At 70.0% G+C, this 11,494-nt stretch carries 12 protein-coding genes and 2 tRNA genes; 11 read left to right on the top strand and 3 right to left on the bottom strand.

Annotation, left to right across the window (positions count from 1 at the left end; genetic code table 11):
* Positions 1 to 100: 100 nt before the first annotated feature.
* Positions 101 to 1,168, top strand: a complete 1,068-nt coding sequence (locus OIC96_RS31975; protein WP_330304531.1) for an SCO2583 family membrane protein — start codon at positions 101 to 103, stop codon at positions 1,166 to 1,168.
* Positions 1,169 to 1,221: 53 nt separating this feature from the next.
* On the opposite strand, the gene OIC96_RS31980 is transcribed toward OIC96_RS31975, so the two are convergent.
* Positions 1,222 to 2,373, bottom strand: a complete 1,152-nt coding sequence (locus OIC96_RS31980; RefSeq protein WP_330304530.1) for a M48 family metallopeptidase — start codon at positions 2,371 to 2,373, stop codon at positions 1,222 to 1,224.
* Positions 2,374 to 2,476: 103 nt separating this feature from the next.
* On the opposite strand from OIC96_RS31980, the gene OIC96_RS31985 reads away from it, so the two are divergent.
* From OIC96_RS31985 to OIC96_RS32015, 7 genes are all read left to right on the top strand, one after another.
* Positions 2,477 to 2,635: a hypothetical protein gene (locus tag OIC96_RS31985; RefSeq protein ID WP_330304529.1), complete on the top strand. Its 159-nt coding sequence runs from the start codon at positions 2,477 to 2,479 to the stop codon at positions 2,633 to 2,635.
* A gap of 130 nt (positions 2,636 to 2,765) precedes the next feature.
* Positions 2,766 to 2,927: a hypothetical protein gene (locus OIC96_RS31990; RefSeq protein ID WP_095934250.1), complete on the top strand. Its 162-nt coding sequence runs from the start codon at positions 2,766 to 2,768 to the stop codon at positions 2,925 to 2,927.
* A gap of 285 nt (positions 2,928 to 3,212) precedes the next feature.
* Positions 3,213 to 3,776, top strand: a complete 564-nt coding sequence (gene nadD, locus OIC96_RS31995; protein ID WP_406502260.1) for a nicotinate-nucleotide adenylyltransferase — start codon at positions 3,213 to 3,215, stop codon at positions 3,774 to 3,776.
* Between the two features lie 19 nt (positions 3,777 to 3,795).
* Positions 3,796 to 5,571: an LCP family protein gene (locus OIC96_RS32000; RefSeq protein ID WP_330304527.1), complete on the top strand. Its 1,776-nt coding sequence runs from the start codon at positions 3,796 to 3,798 to the stop codon at positions 5,569 to 5,571.
* Between the two features lie 176 nt (positions 5,572 to 5,747).
* Positions 5,748 to 6,191 (top strand): ribosome silencing factor, encoded by a 444-nt coding sequence (gene rsfS / locus OIC96_RS32005; RefSeq protein ID WP_330304526.1) that lies wholly within the window; start codon positions 5,748 to 5,750, stop codon positions 6,189 to 6,191.
* Complete coding sequence (locus OIC96_RS32010; RefSeq protein WP_330304525.1) at positions 6,188 to 6,850, top strand: histidine phosphatase family protein; 663 nt, start codon at positions 6,188 to 6,190, stop codon at positions 6,848 to 6,850. The genes rsfS and OIC96_RS32010 overlap by 4 nt, the downstream gene beginning before the upstream one ends.
* Positions 6,851 to 6,988: 138 nt before the next feature.
* A tRNA-Ala gene (locus OIC96_RS32015) sits at positions 6,989 to 7,061 on the top strand.
* Between the two features lie 52 nt (positions 7,062 to 7,113).
* On the opposite strand, the gene OIC96_RS32020 is transcribed toward OIC96_RS32015, so the two are convergent.
* Positions 7,114 to 8,025: a helix-turn-helix transcriptional regulator gene (locus tag OIC96_RS32020; RefSeq protein ID WP_330304524.1), complete on the bottom strand. Its 912-nt coding sequence runs from the start codon at positions 8,023 to 8,025 to the stop codon at positions 7,114 to 7,116.
* 119 nt (positions 8,026 to 8,144) lie between these two features.
* Between OIC96_RS32020 and OIC96_RS32025 the strand changes: the two genes are divergently transcribed.
* A complete protein-coding gene (locus OIC96_RS32025) occupies positions 8,145 to 9,614 on the top strand; it encodes an MFS transporter (protein WP_406501635.1) in 1,470 nt (489 codons plus the stop codon).
* A gap of 246 nt (positions 9,615 to 9,860) precedes the next feature.
* On the top strand, positions 9,861 to 10,094 hold the full coding sequence (locus OIC96_RS32030) for a hypothetical protein (RefSeq protein ID WP_010986886.1): 234 nt from the start codon (positions 9,861 to 9,863) through the stop codon (positions 10,092 to 10,094).
* Here OIC96_RS32030 and OIC96_RS32035 read toward each other — a convergent pair.
* Entirely contained in the window at positions 10,063 to 11,247 is a 1,185-nt protein-coding gene (locus tag OIC96_RS32035; RefSeq protein ID WP_330304523.1) for a glycosyltransferase 87 family protein, read from the bottom strand. The two genes, OIC96_RS32030 and OIC96_RS32035, sit on opposite strands and share 32 nt — an antisense overlap.
* Before the next feature lie 138 nt (positions 11,248 to 11,385).
* Here OIC96_RS32035 and OIC96_RS32040 point away from each other — a divergent pair.
* Positions 11,386 to 11,458: transfer RNA gene (locus OIC96_RS32040), tRNA-Ala, on the top strand.
* Positions 11,459 to 11,494: the final 36 nt, after the last annotated feature.

The raw sequence follows: 11,494 nt of genomic DNA on the forward strand, positions 1-11,494 counted from the left end.
GATGATCACTTGAACGGTGTGACGACCCTGGTGAGAACCTGTCAGAACTTGTCGTGTACCACCGCGTTTACCTGGGCTCCCGGAGACCTACTCTGAATGTATGGGCGGGCCTGGAGACCCACCTGAGGGGACACCCGAGGGCGCTCCCGCTGGTGGTGAGGACGAGTACCGATCCGTCGTCTTCGACGAGTCGTTCGTCCGTGCTGCCCGCCTCCAGGAGTTCTCCGCCCAGGAGCGCATGGCCGACCACGCCCCGGCCGTACGCCGTCGCCCCGCCCTCCGGCGCGGGCTCTCCCGGCAGGCGCTGATCCTCGTCCTGCTGATCGCCATAGCCTTCGGCACCGCGATCTACATGGGCGTACGTCACCCGTACCAGGCCCCCACCGCCCAGCCCCCCGAGCCGCTGCGGATGACGGTCATACCGCTGGCCCCGCAGACCGCCGTGCCCGGCTCCACGAGCGCCGACGAGCTGTACGCGCACAGTCCGGCCGCCCAGTTCCGCATCGGCGCCGAGGGCATCACGCTGCCCGCCTCCCGGCGCACCGCGCACTTCTCCGACAGCCAGGTCGTCACCGCCCTGACCACGGCGAAGGACTACCTCGTCGAGTCCTCCCTCGACCCGGACGTGCTCACCGGCGGCACCACCCGGCCCGTACGGATCCTGCTCGACCCGCAGCAACTCGACCAGTTCGACCAGAGCTTCGACCGGCCGACCGCCGACGGGCGGCACGCGCCCACCGGCTGGCTGGTCCGCTTCGACGCGAGCCGCACCCAGCTCGCCGACAGCAGGATCCGCGTGCAGGGCTCCCTTCAGGCCGCCGAGTTCGACTCGAACACCCTTGAGGTCATCGCCGACCACACCTTCGTGTACGCGCTGAAGCCGACGGGCTCGGACGCGAACGCCCAGGTCTCGCTGTTCACCGTCCGGCGCGAGCTGCACTTCCGCTTCGACCGCGACGACCTGCGCATGCACCAGGCCGAGCTGCTCGTCTCCTACGTCCAGGCCGGTCCGCTCACCTGCTCCGACGACTCGGTGGGCCGGCTGCGCCCGCTGCTCGCGGGACAGACGGCGAAGGCGGGCGGCCCGGCCGGCACCGACCCGTACGCCACCGGGAGCGCGACGGCGCTGTGCGGATCGCTGGCGACGAGCGCGCAGCCGAAGCTCTGACGTCAGCAGGCTGTCGCGCTCCCGGTGGTGTGCCCCCCGGTGGTGTACCCCGGTCAGCCGTTGCCGTTGGGGCTCTCGTCGTCGGGAGCGTCGGTGACGTCGGTTTCGGTGGCCGTGTCGGTCCCGGTGGTGCCCTGTGGCGGCGTGTCCTTCGGCGAGCCGCCGCTCGCGAAGCCGCCGAAACCGCGTCGTACCCGGCCGCCGAGGTCTCCCGCACCGCCGGCGATGTCGCTGACCAGCTTCATCAGCGGGTCCTTGGAGTTCTTCACGTCGCTGGCGTAGCTGGCCGCCGACTGCCGGAAGGAGTCCGAGACCGAGGTGTCCTTGTCCTCGCTGCGGCGCGGGTAGTGGCCGTCCATGAGCCGCTGGTAGTCGCGGGACTCGGCCCACTTCTTCAGCTCGCCCGCGCGAACGGTGGTGAAGGGGTGCGTGCGGGGGAGGGTATTGAGGATCTTGAGCACGGAGTCCCGCAGGTCGCCCCCGGCCTCGTACTCCTCGGCCTGCGCGAGGAACGCGTCCACGTTCATCTCGTGCAGGTGATTGCCTCCCGCGAGTTTCATCAGGCCGCGCATCGAAGCCTTCAGATCCTGCCCGACAAGGAGCCCCGCCCGGTCGGCCGACAGCTCCGACTTGCGGAACCACTCGCGCAGCGCGGTCACGATCGCCATGATCGCGATGTTGCCCAGCGGGATCCAGGCGACCCGGAGCGCCAGGTTGGTGAGGAACAGCAGGATCGTGCGGTAGACCGCGTGGCCGGACAGCGCGTGGCCGACCTCGTGCCCGACGACCGCCCGCATCTCCTCCTCGTCCAGCAGCTCGACGAGCCCCGTCGTCACGACGATGATCGGCTCGTCCAGGCCGATGCACATCGCGTTCGGCTGCGGGTCCTGGGTGACGTACATCGGCGGGACCTTCTCCAGGTCCAGGATGTAACACGCGTCCCGCAGCATGTCGTTCAGGTGCGTGAACTGGGCGTCCGAGACGCGCACCGAGTCGGACAGGAACAGCAGCCGCAGGCTGCGTTCGGGCAGCAGGGCGCTGAGCGCCTTGAAGACCGTGTCGAAGCCGCTGAGCTTGCGCAGGGCCACCAGGGCCGAGCGGTCCGCCGGGTGCTCGTACGCCCGCGAGGAGATCCCCTCGAAGCGCCTGCGCTGCCTGCTCGGCACGTTCTCGTGGCCGTTCTGGTCGTGGCCGTCGTCGGACATGTGTTCCCCCATGTGCGTCTGAGTGCCTTATGTGCCCCCAAGGCAGAGCCCAGCCTAGGCGGAGATACCGTGGACGGGCAGTACAGAGAAGGAGTCGTCCGCCATGGAGCACATCCCCGCAGCCGCCTGGCTCACCGAGGCCGCGAGCGCGGCAGACAAGCAGGGCCCGGGCAACCTGCTCCGCGTCGTGCTGATCGTGATGATCGTCGGGGTGGCCCTGGCCGCCTGGTTCCTGCTGCGTGGGTACAAGCGCGACGACTGAGCGTCCGCCGGCGAAGGGGGGCACGGCAACCGGCGTCCCCAACGGCGGAGTCGGCGTGATCGCGGCCGAGGCACCCGCATACGATGGGCCGACGTCTTTATCCCGCCCACACCGGATAGGTCCTGCCGAGATGAGCTTCCACAGCACCGCTGCACAGTTGGTCACCGTCGCCGCCGAGGGCGAGAACGGTGGCAACCACGAGAGCCTCAGCCCGTACCTGACCGGCGGCGGCGCCCTCTTCATCCTGCTTCTGCTGCTGTGGATCACCACGCGCTTCAACCGCGACCGCTGAGCCCCACCGGGCCCGCTCAGGGCCCCTGTCGGCCGGAGCCCGTAGGCCGGGCCGGTAGGGTCTGCACGCATGGGAGAGCACGACATGCCTACCGGTCCGGCGAGTGACACGGAGAGCGGCGCCGCCGGCGCCGCCACGCGTGTCGCGAGCGGCGTGGCCAACGGTGGTGCGAGCGGCGTGGCCAACGGTGGTGCGAGCGGCGCGGCCGACGGTGGCGCGGTGCGGCGGCTGACGACCGGCCCCGGCAACGGCCCCTCGAATCCGGGCAAGCGCCGCCTCGGCGTCATGGGCGGAACGTTCGACCCGATCCACCACGGGCACCTCGTGGCGGCCAGCGAGGTCGCCGCGCAGTTCCACCTCGACGAGGTGGTGTTCGTGCCGACCGGGCAGCCGTGGCAGAAGACCGACCGCAAGGTCACCCCGGCCGAGGACCGCTATCTGATGACGGTCATCGCGACCGCCGAGAACCCCCAGTTCTCGGTGAGCCGCATCGACATCGACCGCGGCGGCCCGACCTACACCACGGACACCCTGCGCGACCTGAAGGCGCTCAACCCCGACGCCGACCTCTTCTTCATCACGGGCGCCGACGCGCTCGGCCAGATCCTCACCTGGCGGTACACGGAAGAACTGTTCTCCCTCGCGCACTTCATCGGGGTCACCCGGCCCGGCCACACACTGACCGACCCGGGGCTTCCCGAGGGCGGTGTCTCGCTCGTCGAGGTCCCCGCGCTCGCCATCTCGTCCACAGACTGCCGTGCGAGAGTCGCCAAGGGCGATCCCGTCTGGTATCTGGTGCCGGACGGTGTGGTGCGCTACATCGATAAGCGCGAGCTGTACCGCGGCTAGTGAGCCGAGAGGGGCACCGGTGAACGACCGATACGACGGATACGCGGGCGGCGACCAGTACGAGCTCGTCGGCTACGACGAGTTCGGGCAGCCTGTGTACCGACAGGTGCCGCAGCAGCCTGCCCAGGGGTACGACCCCTACGGCGGCCAGCAGCAGGGCTACGGCTACGACCCGTACGCCACGGGTCAGCAGCAGCCTGTCCAGCCGTACGACACGGGCCAGCAGCCTCCTGTGTCGCCGTATGACACCGGTCAGCAGCGAACCGTGTCGCCCTATGACACCGGTCAGCAGCCCCGGGTCCCCTCCTACGACCCGTACGGCGCGGGCGCGCCCGGAGCCGCCGGGACCACCTCGACCGGGTACGACCCCTACGGGCAGACCGCGGGCACGGCCGGTGCCGCGAGTACCGGTCAGCAGCCCCGGGTCGCCGAGCAGACCGCCTACATCCCGCAGCAGGCCGGACCCGCCGAGGGCGGCGAACCCCGCTCCGGTCAGCCCCGGGCCGACCGGGACTACCGCACCGAGCAGTTCGCCTTCGTCGAGGAGCAGGAGGCCGACTCCGAAGACGTCATCGACTGGCTGAAGTTCACCGAGAACCGCACCGAGCGCCGCGAGGAGGCCAGGCGCCGTGCCCGCAGCCGGATCGTCGCCCTGGTCGTGGTGCTCGCCCTGGTCGCGGTCGGCGGCGTCGGCTACCTCTGGTACGCGGGCAAGCTGCCCGGCACGTCCTCGGCGAGCAAGTCCGGTACGAAGACCGCCGTGGGTGCCCAGAACCGCGACGTGATCGTCGTCCACCTGCACAACACGAAGGGCGGCGGCACCTCCACGGCGCTGCTCGTCGACAACACCACCACCAAGCAGGGCACCACCGTGCTGCTGCCCAACTCCCTTGCCCTGGCGGACGACAGCGGCTCGACGACCACGCTCGCCAAGTCCGTCGACGACGACGGCTCCTCGGGGACCCAGGACTCGATCGACACGGTGCTCGGTACCAACATTCAGGGCACCTGGCGCCTCGACACCCCCTACCTGAACAACCTCGTCGAACTCGTCGGCAACATCGACGTCACCACCAACGCCAATGTGCCGGACCCCAACTCCAAGAAGAAGGGCGATTCGCCCCTCGTGAAGAAGGGTGAGGACCAGACCCTCAGCGGCAAGATGGCGGTCGCCTACGCCACCTACCGGGCCTCCGGCGAGGCCCAGAACGCGCAGCTGGAGCGGTTCGGTCAGGTCATGCAGGGCGTGCTGCGCAAGCTGTCCTCCGACAAGCAGGCCGCGACCACCACCGTGCAGACCCTGGCGCAGATCCTCGACCCGTCGCTGACCGACCAGGACCTCGGCGCCTTCCTCGCCAAGCTCGCCGACCTCGCCAAGGGCGGCGACTACAAGACGGCGCTGCTGCCCGTGCAGCAGGACGGCACCCTGAGCGACAGCGCCAGCAACAGCGTGATCAAGGACGTGCTTGGCGGTACCGCGAAGAGCCCCGACGCCAGCGCCGCCGTCCGCGTCGGGATCAAGAACGCCACCGGCAACAAGGCGGCCACCGAGCAGGCCCGCGTCGTCCTGGTCAACGGCGGCTACACCTTCCTCGACTCCGGTACGGCCGGCACCGCCCAGAGCGTGTCCCAGATCACCTACGCCGACGCCGCCAAGAAGAGCGACGCCGTCGAGGCCGCCAAGACCCTGGGCCTGCCCACCAGCTCGGTGAAGAAGGGCACGGTCACCTCCAACGCGGACGTGTCCGTGGTCCTCGGCCAGGACTACAAGGTGACCAGCAGCTCGACGGGGTGACGGACGCCACGTCCCGGGGCGGATCGACGGCTCGCCCCGGGTGGCTGGCGGCCCGCCACGGTGATCGACGGCCCGTCCCGGGGGCGCCCGGGGCAGGGCAAAGGAAACGCGTGGGGTGTCGTCGGCGGTCCGTGAGACCCTTGAGTCATTACTGACCGCCGACGGAAAGCCGCGTAGTGACCGCCACGGACCGCTCCATCGAGCTCATCACCGCCGCCGCACAGGCGGCCGCCGACAAGCTCGCGCACGACATCATCGCCTACGACGTCAGCGATGTGCTCTCCATCACCGACGCCTTCCTGCTGGCGTCGGCGCCCAACGACCGCCAGGTCAAGTCGATCGTCGACGAGATCGAGGAGCGCCTGAACAAGGAGCTCGGCGTCAAGCCGGTGCGCCGCGAGGGCGACCGCGAGGCCCGCTGGGTGCTGCTCGACTACGTCGACATCGTGGTGCACGTGCAGCACAGCGAGGAGCGTGTCTTCTACGCCCTGGAGCGGCTCTGGAAGGACTGCCCGGAGCTGGAGCTGCCCGCCGACGCCAAGGCGACCCGCGGCAAGGCCGCCGAGCACGCCAAGTTCCAGGCCGAGGAGGACTCCGCCGAACTGGGGGAGCTGCGGTGACCGCCGAGGCCGGGAAGAAGCCGGGCCGGGGCCGCCGCGTCATCCTCTGGCGGCACGGCCAGACCTCCTGGAACGTGGAGCGCCGCTTCCAGGGCTCCACGGACGTCGAGCTCACCGAGACGGGCGTGGGCCAGGCCCGCCGCGCCGCCCGGCTGCTCGCCTCGCTGAAGCCCAACGCGATCGTCGCCTCGGACCTCAAGCGGGCCGCCAACACGGCCGCCGAGCTGTCCGCCCTCACCGACCTCGACGTCACCCACGACGAGGGCCTGCGCGAGACCTACGCCGGCGTCTGGCAGGGGCTGACGCACGAGGAGATCATCGCCCGGCACGGCGACGAGTACTCCGCCTGGAAGCGCGGTGAGCCGGTGCGGCGGGGCGGGGGCGAACTGGAGAGCGAGGTCGCCGACCGCGCCGCCCCCGTGGTGCTGCGGCACGCGGACAAGCTCCCCGAGGACGGCACCCTCGTGGTCGTCAGCCACGGCGGCACGATCCGCACCACCATCGGCCGTCTCCTCGGCCTGGAGTCCCAGCACTGGGAGAGCCTCGGCGGCCTCTCCAACTGCTGCTGGTCCGTCCTCGGAGAGGGCGCTCGAGGCTGGCGACTCCTGGAGCACAACGCCGGCACTCTGCCGGAGCCGGTGCTCGGCGACGACGACTGAGCGGTGCCGAGCCGGTGCCGAGCGGCGCCGGTCGGCCCCCTGTCCGGTCCCGCGGGCCCGTCAGGACCGGATTTCACTTTCCGGCTGGTCGCAGGCTAAAGTTCTTCTTGTTCGCCCCGCAGGGCGGGAAGAACGCAAGGGGCTATAGCTCAGTTGGTAGAGCGCCTGCATGGCATGCAGGAGGTCAGGAGTTCAATTCTCCTTAGCTCCACAGATTGACTCTCTTGAGTTGTCAAAGATCAGTGGTGAAGATCCCGTTCCCCTCAGGGGAGCGGGATTTTTCGTGTCCCTGCGACCGCCTGAGCATGTGTCGGTGGCCACAACCGCTCCCGCCGGTCCCGAAGAAGAGCCAGCGCCCGTCTCGCCTCCTCATCGGCCGGTGTGTACGCCACGATCCGGCACTCCGCCATCCCGTCGACGGACAGCGACACCGAGGTCATCCGCATCTCGCCCGCCGCCTCGTGCCGGAACGTCTTCACGCGCGGTCCCGGCGGCAGGACGTTCCCGCCCGCCCACAGCTCGGCGAAGCGCGGGCTGGCGGCCGACAGCCTGCGTATGAACTCCTCCCAGGCCGGCTCGCCGACATGTCTGCCGTACGAGGACCGCAGCGTCGCCACCATCAAGGGCAGTTCGGAGTCCCGGAACACCACGGGGCAGCTGGGCTCGGGCACGGTGAACAGCGTCCACAGCACGTTGGGAATGCCGATGTCGAGGGTCTGCGGCACGAAGAACAGGTCGCGGAAAGGGGGGTTGGTGGCGAGGATGTCGTACCGCGAGTTGTAGACCGCGGCCGGACGCGGGTCGAGGGTGTCGATGATGCCCTGGATCTCGTCGTCCACCGTCTGCGCGGGGAGCTGGGAATCGGGCTCGTAGGGCACCTCGGCCAGGTGATACAGGTGCTCGCGCTCGGTCTGGTCGAGCCGCAGCGTGCGCGCCACCGCGTCCAGCACCTGAGGCGAGGCGTTGATCGGGCGCCCCTGCTCGAGCCAGGTGTACCAGGTGACGCCTACGCCGGAGAGCTGCGCGACCTCCTCGCGGCGCAATCCCGGCGTGCGGCGTCGTAAGCCCGGTGGCATTCCCACGTCGGCGGGTGTCACCCGCGCCCGCCTGCTGCGCAGGAAAGCGGTCAGCTCCGGCCGGCGGCGCTGTGTCCTGTTCACCGGCTTCGTGTTCATCGGCTTCACATCCCCCGTCACTCATCGTGCGCGCCGAACCCGTCCGCTGCCAGGTGCTGTCAGTACCAGCATCGGCGGGCTCTCGTTACCCGTATCCGGCCGGCATCACGCTCGATCGCATGACGACGACAACCCCCGCGGGAACAGGTCCCGCACGCGGTCCAAGTCCTGAGACCAGTAAAGACCCCGGCACTGACAATCGGCCCGGACGGCTGCTCGCGGTCGTGCTCGCGGGCCAGTTCATGGCATTGCTCGACGTCTTCATCGTGAACGTCGCGGTGCCCACGATCGGTTCCGAACTCCACGCGTCCGGCGCCGGACTGCAGCTGGTGGTCGCCGGATACTCCATCTCGTACGCCGTGCTGCTGATCACCGGAGCGCGGCTGGGTGACCGGCTCGGCCACCGACGGGTCTATCTGGCCGGCCTCGCGCTGTTCACCGCGGCCTCGCTGGCCTGTGGACTCGCCCGGGGAACAGGGGAGTTGATCGCCTTCCGGCTGGTCCAGGGCGCCGGATCGGCCGTGATGATCCCGCAGGTGCTCAGCCTGATCCAGCGCAACTTCACCGGCGAGGCACGGGCCCGCGCCCTCGGCGCCTACTCGGCCGTCCTCGCCACCGGCGCCGCGGCCGGACAGGTGCTGGGCGGCGTCCTGGTCAGCGCCGACCTGTTCGGCACCGGCTGGCGGCCGGTGTTCCTGGTGAACGTGCCGGTGGGCGTCGTACTCATGGCCGTCGGCCGCCGGGTACTGCCGCGGGACGACGTACACGCCCTTGAGCGCTCGCGCGGTCTCGACCTGCCCGGGCTCGTTCTGCTCGCCGCCGCCGTCTCCCTCTTCACCGTGCCGCTCGTGCTCGGGCAGGAGGAGGACTGGCCGCTGTGGTCCTGGCTGTCGCTGGGTGCGGCCGCGGTGTTCTTCGTCGCGTTCTGTCTGTACGAGTCCCGGCTGGCCCGGCGGGGCGGGGCGCCGCTGATCGCGCCGAGGGTGCTGCGCCACCCTGGCATCGGCCTCGCGGTCTTCCGGCTGCTGGCCGTGATGGCGGTCAACGCGGGATTCCTGTTCGCGCTCACGCTGCATGTCCAAGGCGGCCTCGGCTACAGCGCCCTGCGCGCGGGACTCACCTTCGCGCCGACCGCGGTGGTCTTCGGCCTGGTCGGTCTGACCTGGCGCAACTGGCCCGCCACCTGGCAACGGGCCTTGATACCGGCCGGGTTCATGATCGCCGCCGTCTCGGTGGCCGGCGTCGGACGCGTACTGAAGGACGGAGGGGACGGCGGCCTGTGGCTCTACGTCGCGTTCGCGGGTGTCGGCGCGGGCCTCGCGCTCGGTTTCAGTCCCACGCTCGCCAAGGCCCTGGCCACGGTGCGGCCCGAGGACGCGGCGGATGCCAGTGGGCTGCTCGTCACGGTCACCCAGCTCGGTCAGCTGATCGGTGTCGCGGCCTTCGGCACACTCTTCTTGAACCGGCTTGAGTCACTTGGGGCCCCGGGGGCGTATACCTCTGCGGACGCGCTCCTCGCGTGCACGTATGCGCTGGCCGCGACGGCCACGCTGGGTGCCGTGTCCGGACTGGTACGAAGGCGTCGCTGACCGTATTGCTCCGGCCGTGGCAGAATCAAACGGCCGGAAGGGGGCGCGGCCCGACGGGAGGGAGAAGCGATGCCTGCGAGCATCCTCGAGGAGGTCCATGATCGCCTCGAAGTGGCACCGAAACGGAAGAAAGCCACTCTTCTCAACTGCCCTTCCTGCGGATCGGTCCACGTCGCCCAGGTCCTCGGTGACAACGGTGGGATCTCCTACGTGTGCACGGCCTGCGGCCACAGCTGGAGCTGATCGATGGGTGCACACAGGCGGAAGTGCGATTGGTGCGGCAGTGGTACGCCAATCGTCCGCGACATGGAACCGGTCAACCACGACTACCAGTACTGGTGCGAGGAGTGCGCGCGGGCGCTGATCATAAAAGGCGACCCCATCGAGACGTACCGCGAGCTGGAGGGCGAGCCGATCTACGGGCGGCTCCTCGACGAGCACTGCACGCTCAAACGGTTCTACTCGTTCGCCACAGCCTGACCCCGATCAGGGTCAGGAACGCCAGACCGGCTGCCACGTAGAGGGCCGACAACGTCAACTCGCCGCCCGTCTGGTGCAGTTCGAGCCTGCCCGGCCCATGTGGCACCCACCACAGCGCGTACGTGCAGAAGGCCAGGGCGGTGCAGACGGCGGCCGTCCGGTTCGTCGTCGCGAGGACCAGGACCATGGGCACGCACCACACCCAGTGGTGCGACCACGACACGGGACTCACCAGCAGCGCTGTCACCGCGCAGGCGACCGTCGCCCAGTCCCGCCGCCCGCGCAGCTCGGCGGCCACGGCGACCGCCAGGCCCGCGGCGCCCGCCAAGGCCGCCGCCGCGATCCACCGGGTGCCGGGCTCCGTGGTGTGCAGCAGCCGGGCCAGGACGCCGCGCAGCGACTGGTTCGCGGTGTCCTCGACGAGCCCGACCCGACCGGCCTCGAAGACCATGCGCGTCCAGAAGCGCCAGGAGTCGTGCGGCAGGACGGCGGCCGCCAGCAGCGTCGCCCCGGCGAACGCGACGGCGGCCCCGCGCGCGTGCCGCAGCCACCGCCCTCCGGAGCCCCGCCTTGTGTGCTCCACGACACCGGCGACCAGGAGGAACACCGCGAAGAGTGCGGGCGTCAGCTTGATCGCCGCGGCGATTCCGATGCCCACACCGGCGCAGCGATGTCCGGGCCGCCGTGACAGGTCCCACAGCACCAGGACGGCCAGCAGCAGATTGACCTGGCCGTACCGCAGTGTCGTCCAGACCGGTTCGCACCACACGGCGGCCGCCGCGATCCACCAGACGCACTCCACGCGCGCGTGGCCCACGAGGCGCAGCGAGAGGGTCACGAACACCACAAGAAGGGCCAGGTTTCCGGCCGTCGCCAGTGTGCGCATGCCCGCCGTGTCCAGCAGCGTCAGTGGTGTGAACAGCAGCGCCGCGAACGGCGGGTACGTGGTGGGCAGATGGGCCTCGGTCGTGCGCAGCGCGTAGAGGTCACCGCCCGCGCGGACCGTCTCACCCTCCGCGCGGTACACCATCAGGTCGATCATCGACACGTGTGCGGCCCGCTGCGCGCACCAGAAGGCCGCGAACGACAGCAGGCACACCCCCAGGGCGACGGGCGCACGGCGGCGGACACGGGGGAGCGCGATCACGGTCACGAAGGCCGACACTAGCCCCCGAATCCGTACAGAAGGGAAACGATTTGGTGGTGCACCCGGGGGACCGTGTAATGTTGGCGTCGCCGCCGGGGAAACCGGGCGACACGGTCGATATGCGGCTTCGCCGCATGGCCACAAGGGGCTATAGCTCAGTTGGTAGAGCGCCTGCATGGCATGCAGGAGGTCAGGAGTTCAATTCTCCTTAGCTCCACAGACGTTGAAAGCGGGCCACCCGATCAGGGTGGCC

This window comes from Streptomyces sp. NBC_00775, assembly GCF_036347135.1.
Lineage (GTDB): Bacteria > Actinomycetota > Actinomycetes > Streptomycetales > Streptomycetaceae > Streptomyces > Streptomyces lutosisoli.

Excerpts from the sequence above, each read along its gene's own strand:
- OIC96_RS31990 (WP_095934250.1), top strand. The coding sequence starts at position 2,766 with ATGAGCTTCCACAGCACCGCTGCACAGTTGGTCACCGTCGCCGCCGAG.
- OIC96_RS32030 (WP_010986886.1), top strand. The coding sequence starts at position 9,861 with ATGGGTGCACACAGGCGGAAGTGCGATTGGTGCGGCAGTGGTACGCCA.
- OIC96_RS32020 (WP_330304524.1), bottom strand. The coding sequence starts at position 8,025 with ATGAACACGAAGCCGGTGAACAGGACACAGCGCCGCCGGCCGGAGCTG.
- OIC96_RS32025 (WP_406501635.1), top strand. The coding sequence starts at position 8,145 with ATGACGACGACAACCCCCGCGGGAACAGGTCCCGCACGCGGTCCAAGT.
- OIC96_RS31980 (WP_330304530.1), bottom strand. The coding sequence starts at position 2,373 with ATGTCCGACGACGGCCACGACCAGAACGGCCACGAGAACGTGCCGAGC.
- OIC96_RS31985 (WP_330304529.1), top strand. The coding sequence starts at position 2,477 with ATGGAGCACATCCCCGCAGCCGCCTGGCTCACCGAGGCCGCGAGCGCG.
- nadD (WP_406502260.1), top strand. The coding sequence starts at position 3,213 with ATGGGCGGAACGTTCGACCCGATCCACCACGGGCACCTCGTGGCGGCC.
- OIC96_RS31975 (WP_330304531.1), top strand. The coding sequence starts at position 101 with ATGGGCGGGCCTGGAGACCCACCTGAGGGGACACCCGAGGGCGCTCCC.